This is a genomic window from Comamonas testosteroni (assembly GCF_030505195.1).
GTDB lineage: Bacteria > Pseudomonadota > Gammaproteobacteria > Burkholderiales > Burkholderiaceae_C > Comamonas > Comamonas testosteroni_G.
In genome coordinates, this window is the sequence record NZ_CP129672.1 from 3,517,210 (window position 1) to 3,540,424 (window position 23,215).

Consider the following 23,215-nt stretch of genomic DNA (forward strand, 5'->3'; position numbering starts at 1 on the left):
GTCAGTGGCGCTCAGTGTCTTGCTGGGCCAGGCGGCGGTGTTCTGCACTGCAGAAGATCTTGCCAGAGGCGTCGCTCACGGCATCAGCCTGCGGCAGGTGAAGGCCGCAGTGAGCGCAGGCTACCATGGACTGTAGGCGCTTGGGAGGGCTGGCAGGCCTGGTCTGCTCGGCCACTTCAGCGCGACGTTTGCCGCGCCAGATGCCGACAGCCACCACCACGACCAGCAGGACCAGCAAATACTTCATGCTGCGCGCTCCAGCAGCACTTCAATCACAAAGCGCGAGCCGACATAGGCCAGCAGCAAGAAGATGGCGCCGATATAAAGAACACGCACGGCGCTTTGGCCGCGCCAGCCGAATCGCTTGCGGCCGAACAGCAGCACGGCAAATGCCAGCCAGGACAGCAGGGAGAAAATGGATTTGTGATTCCACACCCATGCCTTGCCATAGAGCTGCTCGCCAAACAGCCAGCCTGCGGCCAGTGTGGCGGTCAGCAGCACAAAGCCCGCTCCGACAAAACGGAAGGTCAGCCGCTCCAGCGTCAGCAGCGGCAGTCCGCTGTCATGGTCGCCGCCCTGGCGCATCTGCCGCTCGGCATGGCTCATCAGCGCGCCATGAACGACGGCTGCGGCAAACAGGCCGTAGGAGGCAATACCCAGAGCCAGATGCAGCGGCAGCCAGGGCGAGGCGTTGACGTGCAGCGGAGTGCCGGGGAACACCACCGCCAGAAGCACGGCCACGCTTCCCAGGATGGACAGCGGCCAGCGCGAGCGCAGCTGCGGGTAGAGCTGCTGCTCCACCACATAGACGGTCAGCACCAGCCAGGCAGTGATCGACAGGGCGGGAGCAAAGCCGAAGTGCGGCAGCTCGCCAAGCAAACCCCAGCCCAGCAGCAGGGCATGCAGTGCCCAGGCCAGGCGCAGGCAGCGACGGGCACCAGCTTCTTGCAGGTGCTGGGTGGCAAGTGCAGGAATGGCGTAGGCAATGGCCGCTGCCATGGCCAGGATCCAGCCAATGGGGCCAGCTGCAGTGAGCGGTTGGGAGAGCATGCTTTCTATGATAGTGCCGCCGGCCCCTACTCTTCTTTTGCAGGCCGCTGCCGTCCGTCAATTTTGCGCATAAAGCGCTGCCTGAGCCCGGTCATGAGCGCGTGTTTGCGTGTTTGCAGAGCAGATCGTCGACTTTTGAGCCCGGTCTTCAAGGATTTTCTGCGGCCGGGCGATGTCTCCAGCCTTGCCGCGCAGCAGGCAGCGGGCCGGTCTTGCGCCAGGAGCAAGGACTGGCTGGAGAGCTTGATTCAGGTCCATTCAGGACCGGCCTGGTCTCTTTTTCGGGGGAGCTTTGGAGCAAAGCGCAGCGACGTTGCACATCTGAGGCAGATCACGGACAAGCCTGCGGGGCATCGTCAATCAAGGGCAGCGGGTAAAATGCCTGTTCATGCAGCCTCGCCTCGCCTGAGCTGGGTCCTCAAGCTGCCCGGATAGTCGTGCTGCTCGCTCGCGCACGACTCCCGTCCATCCATAACTTTCGAATGCTTTTTGCTTATGGCCTCCGCACTCACCGATAAACTCTCGCGCCTTGTCAAAGAGATGCGCGGCCAGGCCCGCATCACCGAGTCCAATGTGCAGGACATGCTGCGCGAAGTGCGCATGGCCTTGCTGGAGGCCGACGTGGCTCTGCCCGTGGTGCGCGACTTCATTGCCCGCGTCAAGGAAAAGGCGCTGGGCCAGGAAGTCATCAGCTCGTTGCAGCCCGGCCAGGTGCTGGTGTCCATCGTCAACAAGGAGTTGGCGGCGACCATGGGCGAGGGCGTGGCCGACATCAATCTCAATGCCCAGCCTCCCGCCGTCATTTTGATGGCCGGTCTGCAAGGCGCCGGCAAGACCACCACCACGGCCAAGCTGGCCAAGCATCTGATCGAAAAGCGCAAGAAAAAGGTGCTCACGGTCTCGGGTGACGTGTATCGCCCTGCGGCCATCGAGCAGCTCAAGACCGTGACGGCCCAGGCTGGCGCCGAGTGGTTTCCCTCCACTCCCGACCAGAAGCCCCACGATATCGCCGTGGCCGCGATTGATTACGCCAAAAGGCATTTCTTCGATGTGCTGCTGGTGGATACGGCCGGCCGTCTGGCCATCGACGAGCTGCTGATGGCCGAAATCAAGGATTTGCACGCCACGCTCAAGCCCGTCGAAACCCTGTTCGTGGTCGATGCCATGCAGGGCCAGGATGCGGTCAACACCGCCAAGGCCTTCAAGGAAGCGCTGCCGCTGACAGGTATCGTTCTGACCAAGCTCGACGGCGATTCGCGCGGCGGTGCGGCGCTGTCGGTGCGCCAGATCACGGGCGCTCCCATCAAGTTTGCCGGTGTCTCGGAAAAGATCGACGGACTGGAAGTCTTCGATGCCGACCGCCACGCACAGCGCGTGCTGGGCATGGGCGACATCGTGGCCCTGGTCGAGCAGGTCACCAAGGGCGTGGACATGGAAGCCGCGCAGAAGATGGCCGAGAAGCTCAAGAGCGGCGACGGCTTCGACCTCAACGACTTTCTGGCCCAGCTGCAGCAGATGAAGCAGATGGGCGGTCTCTCGAACCTGATGGACAAGCTGCCCGCCGAGCTGGCCGGCAAGGCCGGTCAGGTCGATATGGACAAGGCCGAGCGCGAGATCAAGCGCAAGGAAGGCATCATCTGCTCCATGACGCTCAAGGAGCGCAAAAAGCCTGAAATCATCAAGGCCACGCGCAAGAAGCGCATTGCCGACGGTGCCGGCGTCCAGGTGCAGGAAGTCAACCGCCTGCTCAAGGAGTTCGAGCAGATGCAGACCATGATGAAGAAGTTCAAGGGCGGCGGCCTGATGAAGATGATGAAGAAGATGGGCGGCATGAAGGGGATGAAGGGCATGATGGGCGGCGGCGGCATGCCCAAGCTGCCGTTCTGATAGCTCCCCCTGAGCGGCTTTGCCTAGGCGGCTCCGCCGCTTCCCCCTCTCTCTACGCGCTGCGCGCTATGGGAGGAGGACGACAGCCTCGCTGCGCGGCGGCGCGGCCGGCATAGGCGCTTGCTCGCTGTCCCTGAGTTGGGGTGTGCTTGGTTCGAGATCAGCGATCTATAAAAAGTGAGCTACTTGCGCTTGTTTTTTATGAGTTTTGATGAGAAATGCATCTGAATCTAAGGAATGGCAAGCGAGAGCAGCTCACTTTTTTGTAAAGAAGCGCGCCAATCCAGGGCAAATACTGGATGTGGCGGCGGCTTTCTGAGAACATGCCTTTCCATGAAGCTACAAGACAGGACTTTCGTGGAGGCGGGTCAGCGGCAACCTCTGCCTCAATGTCTGGAGCGCCGCAGCGCGCTGATGCTTGCGGGCTCGCTGCTGGCAGTGCTGGCAGGGTGCTCCACCACCAAAGACAAGCCCCGGCCTGCTGCGCAAGGCGGGTCCTCCGTGCGTCCGGCCAATGCCCTGAGCCTGGATGCAGAGCTGCGCGAGTCACTGCTGGCGCGCACCATGCTGGTGGTCAACACGCCTTACACCTATGGCGGCAACTCGCCTGAAGGCGGTTTTGACTGCAGCGGTCTGATTCAGTGGGCCGTGGGCGGCATCACGGAAACCCGTCTGCCCCGCACCACATCGCAATGGGCGCAGGCCAGCAACCCGGTCGGCGGACGTGATCTGATGCGCGGCGACTTCGTGTTCTTCAACACTCTGGGCGGGCGCTATTCCCATATGGGAATTTTTGTGGGCAACGGACAGTTCGTGCATGCGCCGTCCAGCGGCGGAACGGTGCAGCGGGTACGCATGGACAATGTGTACTTCGCCAAGCGATTCACGGAAGCCCGCAGTATCTTTGCCTGAACGCCTGCGCTGCGGATGAAAAAAGGGACTGCCTGGCAGTCCCTCGGTTTTTGCGGGTGTCTCGCACTTATGCCGCAGGCGCGGAGGCAGGCTTTGCCTCATCGCCGGTCAGCGGCAGATTCCAGCTCATCGCATGCCAGGGGTGCTGCTCCTGCGTCACCCATTGCGCCACTTCTTCGGACGTGAAGGCCTTGCCCAGCACATCGCTGCGGCCTTGTGCCAGCCATTGCGCGCGGCCCTGGGCATAGGCCTGGCCGAAAGCAAGCCAGCTGTCAAAGCATTGCTGGGCGCGCTGGGCGTTGAGCTCAAGGATATCCCAATGCAGGGCTTCGTCCGTCCATTCCAGCAGTCTGGCGCTGCGCACAAAAAAGGTCACGCGCGCGCAGGCAAACGCCATCGCGGCGCGCACGTCGTCGCTGCGCTGCAGGCGCTGCAGATCCAGCATGAACCAGCGCTGGCGCAGTGCATCGGGCAGTTGCAGGCGCACCTGTTCGTCGCTGAGGTCGGTGCGCAGGCCAAGATGGTGCAAGATCATGGGGCGCAGCTGTCTGGCCAGCGCTTCGTCAGCGCCATGCAGATCGCTGGCAAAGCCGCCTTGCATGGCGTGGTAGGCCATCGGGTGGGCCAGCGCCAGGGCCCAGTTGCGCTCCTGGCTGCCCGCCTGGTAGCTGATGATGTCGCCGCGTTGCTTGGCCTCCTTGAGGCGCTTGAAGCCGCCGCGCAGCACCCAGTAGATCAGGGCAGCGATGAGCAAAAGGATCGTCCAGATGCTCATGTGCGCACTCCTGCGCGACCGGGGCGCTTTCTGGCCATCACCAAGGTCTGTTTCAGTGCGGCGGATTTGGGCATGCGTTCAATGACTTCGCTGTCCAGCGAATCCTTGCGTGCCGCCACCATCCACTGCATCAGTGGTGACTGCAGATTGAGCCGGGGCAGCAGGGCGGGGTGCTGCTGCATCAGCCACAGTTGCTCGTCGTCGGTCTGCAGCTCCTGCACCGAGCACCAGGGTGCCAGCCCCGGATGGGCCTTCAGCAGCTCGGGCGGGCGGCGCACAATGCCCATGGACAGAGCGTCTTCGGGTACCTCGTCGTTGAGCGGCAGATGGTTGAGCAGGGTCACCACATCGGGCGTATAGCGTGCAATCGGCGGCCGGTTCTGCTTGCCCTTGATCTGCTCGATCTGAAGCTTGCCGTCCTTTTGAACATAGGCATTGACGGTGATGCGGGGCTGGGCCGTGCCCGTGCGGTAGCTGAACAGCCGCATGCGCCCCGATTCGAGACCCTCGGCGTAATGTTCTCCATAGCCGCCGCTGAAGGACTTGCGGTTGGCAAACTGGCCCACGCAGTGGCCCATCATCTGGCTTTCATAGGCCATTTCCTGGCGCATCTGCGCACTTGTGGCGTCAAACTCCACAAACGTGCCGTGCTGGCCACGCAGCAGCCCGTGCACGGCGCTTGGGCTGTGCTCAACCCGGCCGCTGTTCTGTTTTTTCTCGAAAGCCAGATGCTCCAGCGTCCAGCGCGCCAGCGCCTGTGGGCAGTTCACGCGCTGAAGCTTGCCTTCCAGAGAGGTGCCCTTGCGGGTGGAGAGAAATTCCACCAGCCGCGTCTCCAGCGCTAGCAGGGCGGCGCTGTCGGGCAGCACCCACCAGAGGTCGGGCAGCTCGAAGCCGGCCTGCTTGCGCGCCAGCCGCTCCAGCGCCCAGGCCGGCGGCTCCTGACGGCCGGCGAGCTCCTGCAACTGCCGGGCGTCGGCAATGCGCAGCACGGCAGGCTCGTCGGCCTGCAGATTGCCCACCACATGGCGGTAGAAATGGTTGCCCAGCCAGGCGGCGACATCGGCAGCGTCACCGCGCTCTGCGCTGCGCTCTTTGATGCGCTGCTTGATGGCTGGGGCGTTGACGACATCGCGCGCCTTGTAGGCACTGGCGGCAGCGGCTTTTTCAACGACCTGATTCACCAGAATTTCCACCATGGTTTGCGACCCGATGCCGCTGCGCCGCTCTGGGCGTCGCGCTCGGCCAGCTTGCGCTCGGCGCGCTCTATGCCGGACTGCGACATGCGCCGCTCGTCCTCATCGTCGTCCTTGTCCAGATAGCTGTTGGCCTGCTTGTGCAGTGCCACGGATTCCTCCAGCAGCTCGGGGTAGGCTTCCAGCGCACAGGCCAGGCGGCGCAGCGGATAGCAGTCCTGCAGCGCAATGACTTCTTGCTGATGCGTGCGCAGGCGCGGCAGCACCAGCTCGGGGCGTGTGCTGGAGAAAAAGTCCAGCATGGACATCAGGGACGCCAGGTAGTTGCGGCGCACGTCGCGCTGCTCGTCTTCATCCAGGTCGTGGAACCATTGGTCCAGACGCTCCATCCAGATGCTGATCTCGTCATCGCGGTTGAGCTTGTAGAGCGACAGGGCGACGGTGGAGAAGTAACGCGTGGGTTCATGGCGGCTGTAGCCATGCTCCTGGGCGAAATGCCACAGGCGCTCGGCCTCGACTACGGTCTGCTCATCGTCGTCCTTGCCCACGGCGCACCACAGCAGGCCGTTGTGATGCTCGGCAAACGGGCTGCTGCCCAGTCCCTTGTGGTGCAGCTCGGCGGCCTCGTCGTAGCGATCCATGAAGCGGTACTTGATGGCCAGGTTGTTGCAGAGCATGGAGTACACATGCAGGTCGCCATCCTTGAAGCGGCCCTGGCCAGTCGCCCAGAAATGCTCGAAGCGGGCAAGACCTTCCTCGTAGTAGCGCACGACCAGAGGCTCGCGCACCTCCTGCGCAGGCACTTTCTTCTTGCCGCCCATCAGCGGAGCCAGATCGTCTGCATCGTCCAGGACCACGCCGGCGGCGTAGCACCAGTGCGCGCCATGGCCCTGGGGGAAGGGCCGAGCCAGCGCTTCTTCCAGCGGCAGCGCGGCAAAGCGGGCAGCCCAGAGCGCGGGCAGCTTGTCGCTGTCGGCCATCTCGGGGTGCTGGCCCACGCCGATTTCCAGCAGCGGCAGAGCCTGCTCCATCTGGCGCTTGCGTGCCAGACGCAGACCGTCGAGCAAGGCCAGCACCGGATGCGCCGGCTGGGCTGCGCGCACCATGCTCAGATAGAAATCCGCCGGGTGCAGCGGCCTCTCTTCTTGCGCAAGCAGCTGGCGCATGTCCTCGTCGGTTTGACCAATGGCCAGAACCAGGGCCCAGGTGATGGCGTTTTCCGGGTCGTTGCTGAACTGCTTGTTGGCCAGCTCGAAGGCGGCCACGGCCGAGACGGGACGAGCGTGGAGCACGCTTTGCAGCGCCAGATCGGCGGCTTGCTTCAGGTGCCCGGCCTGCTCCAGCCAGCCCAGCCAGGAAGCGGTGAAGGGGTCGCCCGAGTCATCCGTCAGTCCGAAGTGTCCCTGAGGCGCCAGTTGAATGGCTGCCTCCAGCTGACCGGCCTGAGCGCAGGCCTGGGCCTGCAGCCGCACGATCTTGACCTGGCGATGCACCTTGACGGCTTGCGAGGGCGGGGGATTTTCCAGGGCGGCCAATTGCTGCTCGCAGGCCATGAGCAAGGCGGGCAGGCTTTGTGGGGCCAGCGGCAGCACATGATCGGCCAGCGTCATCCAGCGGTCAAAGTCCACCTGCTGGTCGGGCGCAGCATCGCGCAGGAGATTGATGGCGTTCTGCACCAGGCTGGCGGCCTCGCTGGCGTGGCCGCTTTTCTGGGCCATTTCCGCCTTGCGAACGCAGACGATGGCATCGAGGTAGGCCGCATCTTCGGCCAGATCGGGGTTGCGACGCTCCTGGGCTCGTTGCAGCTCAAGGCCCGTGGCCGCAGCTTCCCAGGCCTGGAGCTGCGAGGCCATCCAGTGCCAGCCATGCCAGTAGTTGTCGCTGTCCACATCCTCGGGCAGCCTGGCAATGGCCTGTGCCGCCGAACCCAGCAAGGCTTGCGCGGAGGGCTGGTCAAAGCCCATGCGGCTCTGGATGTCGCTCAGGCTCAGGCGCAGCGCGGCTTCTGCGGGGCTCAGTTCGTCGGCCGCGGCCAGGGCGGCGCCGCGATGCTGCTGAAGCAGCTTGTTGGCCGCTTCGGGCTGATCGAGGTAGAGCCAGAAGTCGTGAATGCGCTCGAGCTCCTGCACGGTGGCTGGGGCAAAGTTCTGCTGCCCCATCAATTCCACCGCAGCGGCGATGCGGTCCTGACGGCTGATGCTGCCGGGCTTGTCGTCGTTGTAGTCGTTCAGCAGCTCATGGGCTTGATCCAGCAAGGCGTAGATGGCATCGCCCTGCAGTGCGGCAGTTTGGTTCATGGTGTCCAGAGTTCAATCCGAGGCAGCTTGGCCCCAATAGGCCATCATCCTAGCGGCGGATTGAAGAGGCGTGTGCCATCCGGCAGGGCATCACCATTTGTTACAGAATTTATAACCAGTCATGAAAAAAGCCTGCCTTGGCATTGCAAGCAGGCTTTTGGTGGATGAGTCCAGGGACTGTCGGGCCGTCAATCCTTGAGCAGGACTTCGCCGCGCAAGGTGTAAGCCTTGGCTTCGGTAATCTTCACATCCACCATCTGCCCAATCAAACGCTCGTTGCCGGGGAAGTTGACCACGCGGTTGCAATAGGTGCGGCCCATCAGCTCGCTGCCGTCGCGCTTGCTCACGCCTTCGACCAGCAGGCGTTGCACCGTGCCGACACGCTCTTCGCTGATCTCCTTGATGTGGGTGTTGATCACGGCTTGCAGCTCCTGCAGGCGGCGCAGCTTGACTTCGTGCGGCGTGTCGTCGTGCAGATTGGCTGCAGGCGTGCCGGGACGGGGGCTGAAGATGAAGCTGAACGAGTTGTCGAAGCGCACATCGTGGATGAGCTTCATCATCTTCTGGAAGTCTTCCTCGGTCTCGCCGGGGAAGCCCACGATGAAGTCGCTGCTCATGGCCAGATCGGGACGGATGGCGCGCAGCTTGCGGATGGTGCTCTTGTATTCCATGGCCGTGTAGCCGCGCTTCATGGCCATGAGGATCTTGTCGCTGCCATGTTGCACGGGCAGATGCAGATGGCTGACCAGTTGCGGAATCTTGGCGTAGGCCTCGATCAGGCGCGGCGTGAACTCGTTGGGATGGCTGGTGGTGTAGCGGATGCGTTCGAGGCCGGGAATCTCGGCCACATATTCCAGCAGCAGCGCGAAGTCGGCCATCTCGCTGCTGTCGCCCATCTTGCCCAGGTAGGCATTGACGTTCTGGCCCAGCAGCGTGATTTCCTTGACGCCCTGCTCGGCCAGGCCCGCGACTTCCACCAGCACGTCCTCGAACGGGCGGCTGACTTCCTCGCCGCGCGTATAGGGCACGACGCAGTAGCTGCAATATTTGGAGCAGCCCTCCATGATGGAGACAAAGGCCGAAGCGCCTTCCACGCGTGCCGGCGGCAGGTGGTCGAACTTCTCGATTTCGGGGAAGGAGATATCGACCTGGGGCTTGGCCTTGGCCGCACGCTGATTGAGCAGCTCGGGCAGGCGGTGCAGGGTCTGGGGGCCGAAGACCACATCGACAAACGGCGCGCGCTTGATGATCTCGGCACCCTCCTGGCTGGCCACGCAGCCGCCCACGCCGATCAGCACGCCTTTTTCCTTGAGGTGGCGGATGCGGCCCAGATCGCTGAATACTTTTTCCTGGGCCTTCTCGCGCACCGAGCAGGTGTTGAACAGGATCAGATCGGCCTCGTCCACGTTCTGCGTGGGCTCGTAACCCTGGGCCGCGCCCAGCACATCGGCCATCTTGTCCGAGTCGTACTCGTTCATCTGGCAGCCAAAGGTTTTGATAAAGACTTTCTTGCTCATGGGGCGCTCTTGTCAGGTGTTGTCGGGTGCGGGGCTTGCAGAGTTCGCAAGCACAAAGTGATAGCTGCTAGCGCTTGCCATCACTTGATTTGGATATGAAAACAGTTTGAAAAGCTTGCGGAAAAAGCGCAAGCAGCTCTTTAATCAATAGCGGTCGGCGCGAGCCGGACTCAGCTGCCGAAAACGCGCTGCAGCAGGGTGCGCGGCTGGATCGGCTTGTATTTCTCGATTTCGGCAGGGGTCAGAATCCAGGCCGTGTGCAGGCCCTGGGTCTGCGGCTCGATCACATAGCCCACCAGCATCTTCTGGCCTGCATAGTTGCTGGCAAAAACAATGCTGCGCTCGCTGCTGAACAGGCGAAAGCCGGGCGTGGTGCGAATGGCCGTGCCGTTGATGGCCACTTCGGGGAAGTTGGTGACCGTCAGTTCGCCGAACTGCGCCGTGGGCGGAAAGTTGCGCGTCTCGTCCGAGGGCAGGCCCTGGGCATGGGCCGGCAGGCCGGCGCTGGCGGCAGCAGCCAGCAAGGCGCAGGCCACGAAGCGGCGGCTGATGAGGTCGGTGGTGCAGCGGTTCATGGTGTATATCCAGGGGCTGATCGTGGGGCGGTCAGAGCTTTAGTCATGGCCGCAATGCCGTGATTCTAGAGGCTGGCGCTTGGCAGCAGGGCTTGCTCAGGCTTTGCCGCCCGCCGCATAGAGCACCGCCCGGGGCGGACGGCACAGCCCCCAGAAGCGCAGGCCCGTCAGCTCAGCCATGCGCACGCCCATGGAGGTGGGCGCGGAAATCGTGGCCAGCGCCGCGATGCCGACCTTGGCGCATTTGCGCACCAGTTCATGGCTGCCGCGGCTGGACAGCACTACCAAGCCGGGCTCGCCGAGGCGGCCCGTGCGCGCCAGCCGGCCGACCAGCTTGTCCAGCGCATTGTGGCGGCCCACGTCTTCGAGCACATCCGTGATGTCGCCCGCCAAAGTGGCCCAGCCTGCGGCATGGATGGCGCCGGCCTCGGCATTGAGAATCTGGTGTGGTGGCAGGGCGTCAATCGCCTTGAGCACGGTGGCTGCGTCGACCTGCTCCAGCCAGTCCTGGGGCGGCAGGGCGTCAAACGACAGGTCCAGCGCCGCAAAGCTCTCGACTCCACAGACGCCGCAACCCGTGCGGCCCGTCATGCTGCGGCGCCGGTCCTTGAGCCGGGCAAAGCAGCGCGAGGCGATGTCGAGCTGCACTTCCATGCCGTCCATGCCTTCGGGCAGGCCGGCTGCTGCGGCAGACACGGGGCGGGCTTCGATGCCGTAGCAGTCAGCGGCGCTGTCGATGATGCCCTCGGTCAGCGCAAAGCCCAGTGCAAAGTCTTCCGCATCGGTGGGCGAGCCCATCATCACCGCATGCGAGATGCCGTTGAAGACCAGCGCAATCGGCACCTCGGCCGCCAGCACGCGCTCCTGGCGCTGCTGCTGCCCGGCGTGGAAGAAGCTCACGGCATGGGTGTGCAGCGGTGCTATCGGCTGGGCAGGGATGGGGCAGGCGGACTCGGTCATGGGCTGATGATAGTCAGCAGGCGCATTCCTTGCCGGCAAGGGGCGGACTCTGGCTCAGTGCCCGGCGCGGCGGGCCTGCCGACGCATGGTGGAGGGGAGGCCATGGCAGCGCTCCCGGGCATCCGTGGCCGGCCTGCACGGCCAGGGGGGCGGTGCAGGCCTGCGGCCGGTGCCTAGGCCAGCAGCGGCAGCATCAAGGGGTTGATGCCGCTGCGCGCAAGCTCTTTTTCCTCCATCTCGGCATCCAGGGCCAGACTGGCCAGGTCGTCGGCCACCATTTCCAGCTGGTGGTCCGCCTGCTGGTAGAAGGCCTTGAGATAGGTCTGGCACTCGTTGCAGCTCTCGGCCTTGATGGGCGCTTTTTCGTCTTCCAGGCACCAGTAGTCCAGTGCATGCGTGCTGTCGCAGTTGCTGCACTTGCTGCGCACCACATGCCACTGGCATTCGCACAGGCTGCATTGCAGATAACGCACGCCGGCCTGGGCGCCGCCGAGCACCAGGCTGCCGGTGGGTACATGGCCGCAGACGGGGCAGAGATGGCGCTGCTCGCCCGGCTCGGCCCGGCCGGCGGCGGGCAACTGGCTGGCCAGCTGGCGCCAGTACAGCGACAGTGCGCTCCACAGCAGCTGGGCCACGCCCGCTTCGGGCAGTACCGCGTCGTCGGCCAGTGCTTCGCTGCGCAGCGCCTTCAGCAGGGCGTCGGCCCAGGCTTCGCGCTGGGCTGCATCGGCCTGTTGCAAGCGCGCCAATGCCTGGCCGATGGCGGGAGTCTGCATGCGGGGTTGCTGTGCCATGCGGCTCAGCAGCTCGTCGAGCAGGGCCAGCCAGTGGGCAGAGCGCGGCCACAGGGCCGAATGCAAAGGCGCTTGGGTGCGCTGTTGCAGGGCCGCGCCCAGGCCGGCGGCTTCCTGCTCGGGCAGGGGCAGGGCCTCGGCCGTGGCCTGCTGGGCACCGGCCAGCTCGGCGGCCCACAGCAGATACTCGGCCATGGCATGGCCCTGGGCCAGATGCTGCAGGCGGCTGGCGCGACGGGCATAGGGCAGCTTGGCGGCGGGCAGTTGCACGGCAGCGATATGGCCCACACCCGGCGAGCGTTCGGCTTCGGGAACCAGATGGATGCTCATCGTGTGCTCCCTGTCTTGGCTTTGCCTGCTGCCGCAGGTTTGGCGCTGATCTCCTCATGCCAGCGGTCGTGATGGGCGCGAGCCCAGGCATGGCTGACATAGCCGGTGACCATGCCGCGGATCGAGCCCTTGACCCAGAAGGCCAGATAGATATGGCCAAGGATCAGCAATATCAGGCCCACGCCCGCCAGAGCGTGCAGCGCCAGCGCGACACGCAGCACGGGGATCGGGAACAGATGTGCGAAGTAGGCACGCCAGATCACCAGGCCGGTGAGCAGCAGCACGCAGATCAGGCTCATGATCCCCCAGAACAGCAGCTTCTGGCCTGCGTTGTACTTGCCGATGCGCAGCCGCTGGCTGTGGTCTCCTGCCGCCACCGATTTCACGTTCTCCACCCAGATGCGGTCTTCCCTGACGAACAGGTTGTATTTCACAAAGCGCACGAACAGATAGACCAGGGCCACAAACACCACGATGCCGAAGAAGGGGTGCAGCAGCCGCGCCAGCTGCGGCGTGCCGAAGACGCTGTTGAGCCAGTTCAGGCTGGGAAACACCCAGGACAGGCCCGACAGGGCGACCAGAAAGAAACACACCACCATGGCCCAGTGGCACAGGCGCTCGGGCAGCGGGGTGCGCAAGATCATGCGGTCTTTGTTCATGCCGTTTCTCCTTTCTTGGCGCGGTCCTCGCCCGCATCGTCTTCGTCGATCTCGTTGGGGCCGGTGGCCATGTAGTGGGCCGCAGCACCGGCCAGCGTGGCCACGAAGCCCAGGGCGGCCAGCGGCTTGAACCAGCCCTTCCAGCCCTCGACCACGGCGCTGATCTTGGGATCCTTGGGCAGCTTGTGATAGAGCTCGGGCTGGTCGGCATGGTGCAGCACATACATCACATGGGTGCCGCCCACGCCTTGCGGGTCGTAGATGCCGGCTTGGTCGAAGCCGCGGGTCTTCATCTCCTGCACGCGGCCTTCGGCCTTGATCAGCATGTCGTCCTTGCTGCCGAACGCGATGGCGCCCGTGGGGCAGGTCTTGACGCAGGCCGGCTCCTGGCCCACGGCCACGCGGTCCGAGCACAGCGTGCACTTGTAGGCCTTGTTGTCCTTCTTGCTGATGCGCGGGATGTTGAAGGGGCAGCCGGCCACGCAGTAGCCGCAGCCAATGCATTGCTCGGACTGGAAGTCCACGATGCCGTTGGCGTACTGCACGATGGCGCCGGGCTGGGGGCAGGCCTTCAGACAGCCCGGGTCTTCGCAGTGCATGCAGCCGTCCTTGCGGATCAGCCACTCCAGCTTGCCCTGCTCGTTGACATACTCGTCAAAGCGCATCAGCGTCCAGCTCTCGGGCGAGAGATCGCGCGGGTTGTCGTAGACGCCGAAGTTCTCGCCCACATCGTCGCGCAGATCGTTCCATTCGCTGCAGGCCACCTGGCAGGCCTTGCAGCCAATGCAGATGCTGACGTCGATGAGTTTGGCGACCTCTGCCTTGTGGTCACGGGCGCGCGCGGCGGGCGTGAGCGCGTTGGTGGCCGAGCGCCGCACGATATCTTGGGATTGCATGGTCATGGGTGCTCGCCTTATGCCTTTTCGATGTTGACCAGAAAGGCCTTGAACTCGGGGGTCTGGGCATTGGCATCGCCGATGCCGGGGCTCAGCGTATTGGCCAGATAGCCCTTGCGCGTCGTGCCTTCATAGCCCCAGTGACAGGGGATGCCGATCTGCTCGATCTCCTGACCATCGACCTGCAGCGTCATCACGCGCTTGGTCACCACGGCCTTGCCCTTGATGTGGCCGCGCTTGCTGGAGACCCGGATCATGTCGCCGGCCTTGATGCCTTTCCTGTCGGCCAGCTTTTCCGACAGCTCGATGAACTGCTCGGGTTGCACGATGGCGTTCAGGCGCGAGTGCTTGGTCCAGTGGCGGAACATCTCGGTGATGGAGTAGGTCGTCGCCACATAGGGGAACTGCTCGCGCGAGCCCATGCGGGCCGCGTCGTCGGCGAACACGCGCGCCACGGGGCTCTTGCTGACCTTGGGGTGCAGCGGGTTGGCCGCAATCGGGCTTTCGGTGGGTTCGTAATGCTCGGGGAAGGGCCCGTCGTTCATGCCCTTGGCCGAGAACAGGCGTCCCAGGCCTTCGGGCTGCATGATGAAGGGGCTCACGCCGCTGTTGGGTGCGGCGGTCAGCGGATAGTCGGGCACGTCGGAGCCGCCCCATTTCCTGCCATCCCAATGCAGGATCTGGCGCTTGGGGTCCCAGGGCTTGCCGGCCGGGTCGGCCGAGGCGCGGTTGTAGAGAAGGCGGCGATTGGCCGGCCAGGCCCAGGCCCAGCCCGGCGTGTTGCCCAGGCCGGTGTCGGTGTTGTCGCGGCGCGCCATCTGGTTGCCGGCCTCGGTCCACGAGCCTGCGAAGATCCAGCAGTAGCTGGAGGTCGTTCCGTCGTCGCGCAGCATGCCGAAGTCGGAGAGCAGCTCGCCCTTTTTGGCGATCAGCTTGCCGCTGTCGTCGAACAGATCGGCCAGTGCGTAGCCGTTGGCCTCCTTGGCCACTTCCTCGGGATGGGGGTCGTGAGGGTCATGGTAGTCCCAGCGCATATTCATCACGGGCTCGGGGCAGGTGCCGCCTTCCTTGGCATACAGCTCGCGCAGCTTCATGAAGATGCCGCCCAGGATGCGGCTGTCGTGGCGCGCCTCGAACGGCGGCTCCTGCGCGGCCCAGTGCCATTGCAGCCAGCGGCCGGAGTTGACGATGGCGCCGTTCTCCTCGGCAAAGCAGGAAGAGGGCAGGCGGAACACCGTGGTCTGGATCTTCGCGGGGTCCACGTCGTTGAATTCGCCGTAGTTCTTCCAGAAGGTGGAGGTCTCGGTCTGCAGCGGATCGATGATGACCAGAAACTTCAGCTTGGACAGGGCGTCGCGGATCTTGCCTGAGTCGGGCATGGCGGCCACGGGGTTGAAGCCCTGGGCGATGTAGCCGTTGACCTTGCCGCGATACATCAGATCGAAATAGGCCAGCATGTCGTAGCTGCGGTCCCACTTGGGCAGCCAGTCGTAGCCCCAGCTGTTCTCGCGCGTGGCGTGCTCGCCGTACAGGTCCTTCATCAGGCTGACGAAGAACTTGGGCGTGTTCTTCCAGTAGTTGACCTGGCCGGGCAGGTCGGCCTTGGGTGTGGCGTCCGCGAGGTACTGCTCTATTGTCTGCTGCCTGTCCTCGGGCAGGTTCAGGTAGCCGGGCAGGCGGGTGGAGAGCAGGCCCAGGTCGGTATAGCCCTGGATGTTGGAGTGACCGCGCAGCGCGTTGACGCCGCCGCCGGCCATGCCGATATTGCCCAGCAGCAGCTGGATCATGGCCGCGCCGCGGATGATCTGTGCGCCGGCCGTGTGGTGGGTCCAGCCCAGGGCATAGAGGAAGGTGGCCGTGCGGTCCGGCACGCAGGTGCTGGCCAGTTGCTCGCAGACATGCACAAAGTCGGCGACCTGGGTGCCGGTGATGGTCTGCACCATCTCGGGCGTGTAGCGCTCCACATGCTTTTTCAGCAGGTTCAGCACGCAGCGCGGGTGCTGCAGACTCTCGTCGGTGAGGGCATGTCCTTGCGCATTGCGCTCATAGGTCCAGCTGGATTTGTCGTAGGCTTTTCTGTCGGCGTCGTAGCCGCTGAACAGACCTTCGTCGAAGCCATAGTCCTCGCGCACGATCAGGCTGGCATTGGTATAGGCCTTGACGTATTCGTGCTGGATCTTGTCGTGCTGCAGCAGGTAGTTGACCACGCCCATGAGAAAGGCGGCGTCCGAGCCCGCACGGATGGGGGCGTAGAAGTCGGCCACCGAGGCCGTGCGGTTGAAGCGCGGGTCCACCACCATGAGGTGAGCCTTGTTGTGGATCTTGGCTTCGATGGCCCACTTGAAGCCCACGGGGTGGGCTTCGGCAGGGTTGCCGCCCATGACCAGGATCACGTTGGCGTTCTTGATATCCACCCAGTGGTTGGTCATCGCGCCGCGACCGAAAGAGGGCGCCAGGGCCGACACCGTGGGGCCGTGGCACAGGCGGGCCTGGCAGTCGAAGCCCAGCATGCCCAGGGCGCGGCCGAAGCGGAAGTCCAGGATGCCGGTTTCGTTGGAGGCGGCCGACGAGGCCAGCATGCCGGTGCTGAGCCAGCGGTTGACACGCTGGCCCTTGTCGTTCGTCTCGATGAAGTTGGCGTCGCGATCGTCCTTGAGCAGGCGCGCGATGCGTTCGTTGGCTTCGTCCCAGCTGATGCGCTTCCACTCGTTGCTGCCGGCTTCACGCACCTCGGGGTATTTCAGGCGCTGCTCCGAATGGATGTAGTCCAGCGCGCCTGCACCCTTGGGGCACAGCGAGCCACGGCTGACGGGGTGGTCGGGGTCGCCCTCGATGTGGAAGATCCTGGACTTGGCGTTCTTGGCGCCGTCGCCCAGGCTGTACATCAGCATGCCGCAGCCCACCGAGCAGTAGGTGCAGTTGTTGCGGGTTTCCTTGGCGCGCAGCAGCTTGTACTGGCGGGGCAGTGTGGCCATGGCCACCGAGGGGGCAAAGCCCAGGGATGCAGCAGTGGCGCCGGCTACACCGGCACCGCACAGCTTGAAGAAACGTCTTCTGCCGTGATTCATCATGTGTTGTTTTCTTCAACCGCGCTCCCATGACCATGGAGGGCGTTAGGTTTGCAGGTGGCTGCATGGGCAGATGCAGCCACCCGTGAGCCGGGGGAACAGCCCGGACTCGGGGCCTCGACCTTGACGATTGCTCACGCATTGCCGGACCTCACGGGCCACGTCGAATGTTGAGGGATGCCAATGGCAAGCAATTGAGCCGGCTGGCACAGCCAGGCTCGCAAAGCGAGGAAGCGCGACAAAAGCCCTCAAGCTTTTTGTCGTTTGACTCTTAGATAAAAGTCAAAGGATGGCGAATCTATTCAGTAAGCGAATGTTTGTCCAGCAAAGGCTAGCGCATACCTCGGGTATGCGATGAAAAATTCTTGATGTAAATCAAGTATTTGAGCCGACACTTAGTCCAGCAGCGCCATGCCCTTGATCTGTGCATACACCGGCATGCCGGGCTGCAGCTGCAAGGCCCGGGCCGAGTGCCGGGTGATTCTGGCCAGCAGCCGCGTGCCGCCCGCCTGCAGCGAAACCATGACCTGCCCCGGTCCGTCCTCGCGCAGGGCCAGCACCTGTACCGGCAGGATGTTGAGAATGCTGCTGCCCTCGGGCCTGAGCAGACTCAGGCTGACATCGCGCGCCTGCACGCGCAGCGGCACCGTGCTGCCGGGCTCGCGCGGGCGGGCCATGACGAGTTGCAGCCGGCCTCCGTCAAAGATCAGGGTGCTCAGATGATCGGCCGTGTCATGTGCCTGCACCGTGGCATGCACCACGCTGGAGGCCACGTCGCCATGGGCCAGCGGCAGATCGAGACTGGATAGCAACTCGGGGACGCCGCCCTGCGCCAGCACCTTGCCTGCACCCAGCAGCACCATATGCTGGGCCAGGCGCGCGACCTCGTCCATGGAGTGGCTGACATAGATCACTGGAATCCGCAGATGGCGCTGCAGCTGCTCCAGATAGGGCAGGACTTCGGCCTTGCGCTGGGCGTCGAGCGCGGCCAGGGGCTCGTCCATGAGCAGCACTTCGGGGCTGGTGGCCAGAGCCCGTGCAATCGCCACGCGCTGGCGTTCGCCGCCCGACAGCGTGGCGGGCATGCGATCCATCAGATGGGCGATGCCCAGCAGTTCCACGGCCCGCTCCTTGGAGACCTTGCGGCGCTCCTGCGGCGTGCGCCTGAGTCCGTAATCGATATTGCGCTGTACCGACAGATGCGCAAACAGGCTGGCTTCCTGAAACACATAGCCGAGCGCGCGCTGGTGCGTGGGCAGCCATTGCCGGCCGGCGTCGTCCTGCCATACGGTCTGGTTGACGGTGACGCGGCCTTGCGCCCGCTCCAGTCCGGCGAGGCTGCGCAGACAGCTGGTCTTGCCGCAGCCCGAAGGCCCGAAAAGCGCCGTGACCCCCTGGCCGGGTAGCTGCAGATCCACATCGAGTTCGAAGTCCGGCCGGCTCAGCCTGAGCTGCGCGGTGATGAAATTCGTGGCTGTCATGCGCGGCGCTCCGCTTTGGGTTGCAGCCAGTTCAAAGCCAGCAGCACGATGAAGGAGAACACCACCATGCCGGCCGCCAGCATATGGGCGTGGCCGTACTCCATGGCTTCCACATGGTCGTAAATCTGTACCGAGACCACGCGCGTGACGCCGGGGATATTGCCGCCCAGCATCAGCACCACGCCGAATTCGCCCACGGTGTGGGCAAAGGTCAGCACGGCGGCAGTGATGAACCCGGGGCGCGCCAGCGGCAGTGCCACGGTCATAAAGCGGTCCAGCGGACTGGCGCCCAGGCTGGCCGCCGCCTCCATGGGGCGCGGGCCCAGGGCCTCGAACGCGCGCTGCAGCGGCTGCACGGTGAACGGCATGGAGTAGATCAGCGAGCCCACCACCAGACCGGCAAAGGTGAACGGCAGAGTTCCCAGGCCGATGGCCTGCGTGAGCTTGCCTACGGGCCCGTTGGGGCCCATGGTGACCAGCAGATAAAAGCCGATGACGGTGGGCGGCAGCACCAGCGGCAGTGCCACCACGGCACCGATCGGGCCGCGCCAGCGCGAACGGGTATGGGCCAGCCACCAGGCCAGCGGTGTGCACAACAGCATGAGCAGCACGGTAGTCACGCCCGCGAGCTTGAGCGTGAGCCAGATGGCTGCGTAGTCTTCGGCATTCAGTTGCATGGAATCAAAAACAGGACTTGCGCAAACCAGTATGCACAACGGACATCTCTATCGGCAAAGCGCCATGTCCGGTCCGAATTTGCGCAAGTCGTCAGAAAAAGACCCTTGGAGCGCCCAGCTTAGCCGAGCAGCGCCAAGGGTAGAGCGGAACAGTTCGCGTTGAATGGGGCTCTAGCGCTTGTGGATTAGCGTCAGAAGCTATAGCCGTAGGAGCGGATGATGTCGTGCGCCTTGGGGCTGCGCAGGTACTTCATCAAAGCCGCAGCGGCTTCGTTGTCCTTGGCGCTATTGAGCACAATGGCATCCTGGCGGATGGGTTCATGCATATTGCCGGGCACTTGCCAGGCCGAGCCCTCGCGGATCTTGCCGTTCTCCATGACCTGGGACAGGGCCACAAAACCCAGCTGCGCATTACCGGTGGCGGCGAACTGGTAGGTCTGGGCGATGTTCTCGCCCATCACCACCCTGGGCTGCACCTGAGCGCTCAGGCCGAGCTTGTTCAGCACTTCCATGGCAGCTGTTCCGTAAGGGGCCAGCTTGGGGTTGGCGATGGCGATGTGCTTGTAGTCGCCGCTCTTGAGCACATCGCCCTTGTCGTCCACATAGCCGGCCTTGGGGCTCCACAGCACCAGCGTGCCGATGGCGTAGGTAAAGCGCGAATCGGCCAGGCCCTTGCCTTCCTTGGCCAGTTTCTCGGGTGTAGTGTCATCGGCGGCCAGCAGAATGCCGAAGGGCGCGCCATTGTTGATCTGGGCGTAGAACTTGCCGGTGGCGCCAAACGACAGCTCGGCCTTGTGGCCTGTATCCTTCTCGAACTCGGCCGCAATCTTCTTCATGGGAGCGGTGAAGTTGGCAGCCACGGCGACCGCCACTTCAGCGGCCTGCGCCTGCGCAGACCACAGGCCCAGCACGACTGTGCCGATCACGGCCGCAGAGCGAGCCAGTTGAAAGGAAAAACCGGTGGAGCGGGCAGTGATCTGAGTCATTGAAATTTCGCTATTCATTAATGGAATAGCGAGTGTAACGTGAATGAACAACTGAGGTCGAGCGAGGAAATTGGCTGTCAGGGCATGATGGCGGTCTATGTCAGACACAGAAAATTTCGAACAAGAACAATTGGATATGGCCGGCGACGAGGCTGCGTCGGGTGGCGCACTATCGTCCGACTCGGTCTCCCAGGCGCTGGGCTATGACATGGCCGACCGTCGCATTGCCATCCTGCGCGGCATTGCGCAAAGCGGCTCCATCTCTCAGGCTGCCCGTGACGTGGGCGTGAGCTACAAGGCGGCCTGGCAGGCCATCGATACCCTGACCAATCTGGCTGGCGTGCCGCTGGTCGAGCGCAGCGTGGGCGGCGCCGGCGGCGGCGGCGCACAGATCACGCCGGCGGGCGAGGAGCTGCTGCATGCGGCCGAGGCCATGATGCGCTTGCGTGCCGAGTTGCTGCAACGCATGCAGGCCGGCACGCCAGGTGGCGGCCAGCCCAATCTGGGTCTGATGACCAGCATGCGCAATCAGTGGCCTTGCAGCGTGCTCAAGGTCGAGTCCATAGGCGGGCAGATTCGGGTCTGGCTGCGTGCCGCAAGCGATGCAGGCTCGGACTGGACGATTGCTGCGCGCATCACGCCCGAAAGCTATGAGCTGCTGGGTCTGGCACCCGGTGTGCAGGTGCTGGCGTTGTGCAAGGCCACGGCCGTCAAGGTCTGGCCGGGGCAGGAGCGACCTGCGGCATCCGCGCAGCCCATCAATATCTGGCCTGCCGTGGTGCAGCGCGCGACCTACGGCGCAGCCACGGTGACGGAAGAGAGCCTGGCTTGCGACGAAGCCATCTGTCGTTTGAGCTGGGGCGCGCAGATCGTGGGCTTTGCGCCGGCCATGAGCGCTCTGGTGGCCAATGACAATGTCTGGCTGGAGGTGGCCGAGTCTGCGGTAGTGGTGGCGGTGGCGTCCCACTAAAACACGACTTGCGCAAATTCGGATCTGGCTTGGTGTTTTGTCGGTAGGCATGCCTGTTGAGCATTCTTGTTGGCGTAAGCCAAAAAAAAGACCGCCGGTCCTTGCAGACGGGCGGTCAAAAGGGAGTTTTCGGGCAACCGGACTCCCACGTTGAACTCAAATTCCTTAATCCACTTTCAAGCCGATTTCCTTGATCAGCGGTGCAAAGCGGGCGCGTTCCTTGGCATGGTGGTCCACGAAGTCCTGGCGGCTCATGCGCGGCTCGGGCGTGGCGCCCAGGCCCTGTATCACATCGACCACGCTCTTTTGCTCCAGTGCCTTGATCACGCTGGCGCGCACGGCATCCACCACGGGTGCGGGCGTGCCGGCCGGAGCGTAGACGCCGAACAAGGTGTCGGCATCGAAGCCCGGCAGGCCGCTTTCGGCCAGCGTGGGTACCTTGGGGTACAGCGGCGAGCGGTGTGGGCTGCCTATGGCCAGCAGCTTGAGCTTGCCGGCCTCGACCTGCTTGAGTCCCGGGCCTGGATCGAACCAGTATTGCAACTGGCCGCTGAGCACATCGGTCAGGGCCGGACCGGCACCCTTGTAGGGAATATGGCTGGCATCGACCTTGGCCGCGCGCTTGAACATTTCACCGGCCAGATGAGGCGAGCTGCCCGGGCCTGGCGAGCCGTAGGACAGCTTGCCGGGGTTGGCCTGCAGGTGCTTGATGAAGTCCTGCACATTGCTCACGGCAAGGCTGGGGTTGGTTTCCAGAAACACATGCACGCGTGCCACGGCAGCCACGGGGATCAAGTCCTTTTCAGGGTTGAACGGCAGCTTGCTGTAGATCAGCGGATTGATGCTGATGCCGCCGCCGCTGCTCAGCAGCAGCGTATAGCCGTCCTTGGCAGAGCGCACGGTTTCGCTGATACCGATATTGCCGTTGGCTCCGGGCTTGTTGTCCACCACCACGGACTGGCCCAGCACCTGGCTCATGGCGGGCGAGATCGCGCGCCCCATCACATCGGCGGCGCCGCCAGGGGCGAAGTTCACGATCAGGCGGATGGGGCGATCCGGCCATGTCTGCGCCTGGGCGGCCGGCGCCAGGCAAAGCGCCATGCCCAGGCTGGCCCAGCCTTTGGTGATCAGGGCGCGCAGCGGCTTGTGTGCACAGGGGCGTTGAGTGATGGGAGTCTCCATATGTGTTTTCCTGCTTGTCATTGATATCGCTCAGTCCAGCTTGATGCCTGCGGTCTTGATGACCTCACCCCAGCGCTTCTTCTCGGAGAGCCAGAACTCGCGCATCTGCTCGGGAGTGCTGGGCAGGGGCTCCAGGGCCAGTGATTCGAAGCGGGCCTGCACCGCCGGCGTCTTCAGGGTTTCCTGCAGCGTCCTGGACCACATCTGTATGGTGGCGTCATCCGTGCCCCTGGGCGCGACCAGGCCCTGCCAGGCGTAGGCCTCGAAGCCGGCCACGCCCTGCTCGATGAGCGTGGGCATCTGGGGCAGAGTCTTGAGTCGCTGCGCACTGGCCACGCCGATGGCGCGGACCTTGCCCGTGTTGATGTGGGGCAGGCCTGCGGCGCTGTCCACCAGCATGAAGGGAATCTGGCCTCCGATCACATCCAGCATGGCCGGGCCGGCGCCGCGATAGGGTGCGTGGGTCATCTTCACGCCCATCTTCTGCGCCAGCAGTTCGGTGGCCAGGTGGTGCGGGGTGCCCAGCCCGGGAGATCCATAGCTGAGCTTGCCGGGGTTGGCCTTGGCCCAGGCCGCGAATTCCTGGAAGCTGCGCACCGGCAAGTCGTTGTTGACAACCAGCAGCAGCGGAAAGCGCGCCAGCAGGCTGATGGGGACGAAGTCCTGCTCGGCGTTGTCGGCCAGCTTGGGGAACAGATGCGGGTTGGCGGCCAGGGTGGCGAAGTCGGCGGTGAAGACCAGGTTGCCATAGTCGCGCGAGCGCGCCGCATATTCTGCGGCGATGTTGGTGCCGGCGCCCGGCTTGTTGATCACCACGATGTTGCGATGGATGGGCTTGGCCCAGGCCTCGGCTACGCCGCGAGCCACAGCATCCGAGCCACCGCCCGCGGCAAAGCCGACCACCCATTCCATGGGTCTGCCGGACGCCGGCTGGGCGTGGGCCGTACCCAGCATGAGCTGTACACCGCAAGCAGCGCCGGCTTTGAGAAAGGTTCTGCGCATG

The 23,215-nt window shown here is 64.1% G+C and carries 20 protein-coding genes; 3 read left to right on the forward strand and 17 right to left on the reverse strand.

What is annotated here, in order from left to right:
* Window position 1: 1 nt before the first annotated feature.
* The gene (locus QYQ99_RS16165) at window positions 2-247 is read right to left on the reverse strand and encodes a PP0621 family protein (RefSeq protein ID WP_302089106.1); all 246 of its coding nucleotides are present in this window, start codon (window positions 245-247) and stop codon (window positions 2-4) included.
* Window positions 244-1,050 carry a cytochrome C assembly family protein gene (locus QYQ99_RS16170; protein WP_003075234.1) on the reverse strand — a complete coding sequence of 269 codons (807 nt, stop codon included), beginning with the start codon at window positions 1,048-1,050 and terminating at the stop codon, window positions 244-246. The genes QYQ99_RS16165 and QYQ99_RS16170 overlap by 4 nt, the downstream gene beginning before the upstream one ends.
* A gap of 495 nt (window positions 1,051-1,545) precedes the next feature.
* Between QYQ99_RS16170 and ffh the strand changes: the two genes are divergently transcribed.
* Window positions 1,546-2,937, forward strand: a complete 1,392-nt coding sequence (ffh, locus tag QYQ99_RS16175) for a signal recognition particle protein (RefSeq protein ID WP_302089107.1) — start codon at window positions 1,546-1,548, stop codon at window positions 2,935-2,937.
* A 333-nt stretch (window positions 2,938-3,270) separates the two neighbouring features.
* On the forward strand, window positions 3,271-3,849 hold the full coding sequence (locus QYQ99_RS16180) for a C40 family peptidase (RefSeq protein ID WP_302089108.1): 579 nt from the start codon (window positions 3,271-3,273) through the stop codon (window positions 3,847-3,849).
* A 67-nt stretch (window positions 3,850-3,916) separates the two neighbouring features.
* On the opposite strand, the gene QYQ99_RS16185 is transcribed toward QYQ99_RS16180, so the two are convergent.
* The 13 genes from QYQ99_RS16185 to modA all read right to left on the reverse strand — a co-directional run bounded on the left by QYQ99_RS16185 (window position 3,917) and on the right by modA (window position 20,060).
* Window positions 3,917-4,624 carry a DUF1266 domain-containing protein gene (locus QYQ99_RS16185; protein ID WP_302089109.1) on the reverse strand — a complete coding sequence of 236 codons (708 nt, stop codon included), beginning with the start codon at window positions 4,622-4,624 and terminating at the stop codon, window positions 3,917-3,919.
* The gene (locus QYQ99_RS16190) at window positions 4,621-5,823 is read right to left on the reverse strand and encodes a hypothetical protein (RefSeq protein WP_302089110.1); all 1,203 of its coding nucleotides are present in this window, start codon (window positions 5,821-5,823) and stop codon (window positions 4,621-4,623) included. The genes QYQ99_RS16185 and QYQ99_RS16190 overlap by 4 nt, the downstream gene beginning before the upstream one ends.
* Complete coding sequence (locus tag QYQ99_RS16195) at window positions 5,805-8,117, reverse strand: hypothetical protein (RefSeq protein ID WP_302089111.1); 2,313 nt, start codon at window positions 8,115-8,117, stop codon at window positions 5,805-5,807. The genes QYQ99_RS16190 and QYQ99_RS16195 overlap by 19 nt, the downstream gene beginning before the upstream one ends.
* A gap of 188 nt (window positions 8,118-8,305) precedes the next feature.
* A complete protein-coding gene (miaB, locus tag QYQ99_RS16200) occupies window positions 8,306-9,634 on the reverse strand; it encodes a tRNA (N6-isopentenyl adenosine(37)-C2)-methylthiotransferase MiaB (RefSeq protein ID WP_302089112.1) in 1,329 nt (442 codons plus the stop codon).
* Window positions 9,635-9,804: 170 nt separating this feature from the next.
* Window positions 9,805-10,209, reverse strand: a complete 405-nt coding sequence (locus QYQ99_RS16205) for a hypothetical protein (protein WP_302089113.1) — start codon at window positions 10,207-10,209, stop codon at window positions 9,805-9,807.
* Between the two features lie 96 nt (window positions 10,210-10,305).
* On the reverse strand, window positions 10,306-11,169 hold the full coding sequence (gene fdhD / locus QYQ99_RS16210) for a formate dehydrogenase accessory sulfurtransferase FdhD (protein ID WP_302089114.1): 864 nt from the start codon (window positions 11,167-11,169) through the stop codon (window positions 10,306-10,308).
* 173 nt (window positions 11,170-11,342) lie between these two features.
* Window positions 11,343-12,293: a formate dehydrogenase accessory protein FdhE gene (gene fdhE / locus QYQ99_RS16215; RefSeq protein ID WP_302089115.1), complete on the reverse strand. Its 951-nt coding sequence runs from the start codon at window positions 12,291-12,293 to the stop codon at window positions 11,343-11,345.
* Complete coding sequence (locus tag QYQ99_RS16220) at window positions 12,290-12,952, reverse strand: formate dehydrogenase subunit gamma (protein ID WP_302089116.1); 663 nt, start codon at window positions 12,950-12,952, stop codon at window positions 12,290-12,292. Before QYQ99_RS16220 ends, fdhE begins: the two co-directional genes overlap by 4 nt.
* Window positions 12,949-13,854: a formate dehydrogenase subunit beta gene (fdxH, locus tag QYQ99_RS16225; protein ID WP_302089117.1), complete on the reverse strand. Its 906-nt coding sequence runs from the start codon at window positions 13,852-13,854 to the stop codon at window positions 12,949-12,951. Before fdxH ends, QYQ99_RS16220 begins: the two co-directional genes overlap by 4 nt.
* An 11-nt stretch (window positions 13,855-13,865) precedes the next feature.
* Window positions 13,866-16,916, reverse strand: a complete 3,051-nt coding sequence (fdnG, locus tag QYQ99_RS16230; RefSeq protein WP_302093195.1) for a formate dehydrogenase-N subunit alpha — start codon at window positions 16,914-16,916, stop codon at window positions 13,866-13,868.
* 395 nt (window positions 16,917-17,311) lie between these two features.
* Window positions 17,312-18,397 (reverse strand): molybdenum ABC transporter ATP-binding protein, encoded by a 1,086-nt coding sequence (gene modC, locus QYQ99_RS16235; RefSeq protein WP_302089118.1) that lies wholly within the window; start codon window positions 18,395-18,397, stop codon window positions 17,312-17,314.
* A complete protein-coding gene (gene modB / locus QYQ99_RS16240) occupies window positions 18,394-19,074 on the reverse strand; it encodes a molybdate ABC transporter permease subunit (RefSeq protein WP_302089119.1) in 681 nt (226 codons plus the stop codon). The genes modC and modB overlap by 4 nt, the downstream gene beginning before the upstream one ends.
* Before the next feature lie 191 nt (window positions 19,075-19,265).
* Window positions 19,266-20,060, reverse strand: coding sequence for a molybdate ABC transporter substrate-binding protein (modA, locus tag QYQ99_RS16245; RefSeq protein ID WP_302089120.1), 795 nt, complete (start codon window positions 20,058-20,060; stop codon window positions 19,266-19,268).
* Window positions 20,061-20,157: 97 nt separating this feature from the next.
* Between modA and QYQ99_RS16250 the strand changes: the two genes are divergently transcribed.
* Complete coding sequence (locus QYQ99_RS16250) at window positions 20,158-21,030, forward strand: TOBE domain-containing protein (protein WP_302089121.1); 873 nt, start codon at window positions 20,158-20,160, stop codon at window positions 21,028-21,030.
* A 165-nt stretch (window positions 21,031-21,195) separates the two neighbouring features.
* Here QYQ99_RS16250 and QYQ99_RS16255 read toward each other — a convergent pair whose 3' ends face one another.
* Together QYQ99_RS16255 and QYQ99_RS16260 are read right to left on the reverse strand one after the other, a co-directional pair.
* A complete protein-coding gene (locus QYQ99_RS16255) occupies window positions 21,196-22,212 on the reverse strand; it encodes a Bug family tripartite tricarboxylate transporter substrate binding protein (protein ID WP_302089122.1) in 1,017 nt (338 codons plus the stop codon).
* A gap of 30 nt (window positions 22,213-22,242) precedes the next feature.
* Window positions 22,243-23,214, reverse strand: coding sequence for a Bug family tripartite tricarboxylate transporter substrate binding protein (locus QYQ99_RS16260; RefSeq protein WP_302089123.1), 972 nt, complete (start codon window positions 23,212-23,214; stop codon window positions 22,243-22,245).
* Window position 23,215 lies beyond the last annotated feature (1 nt).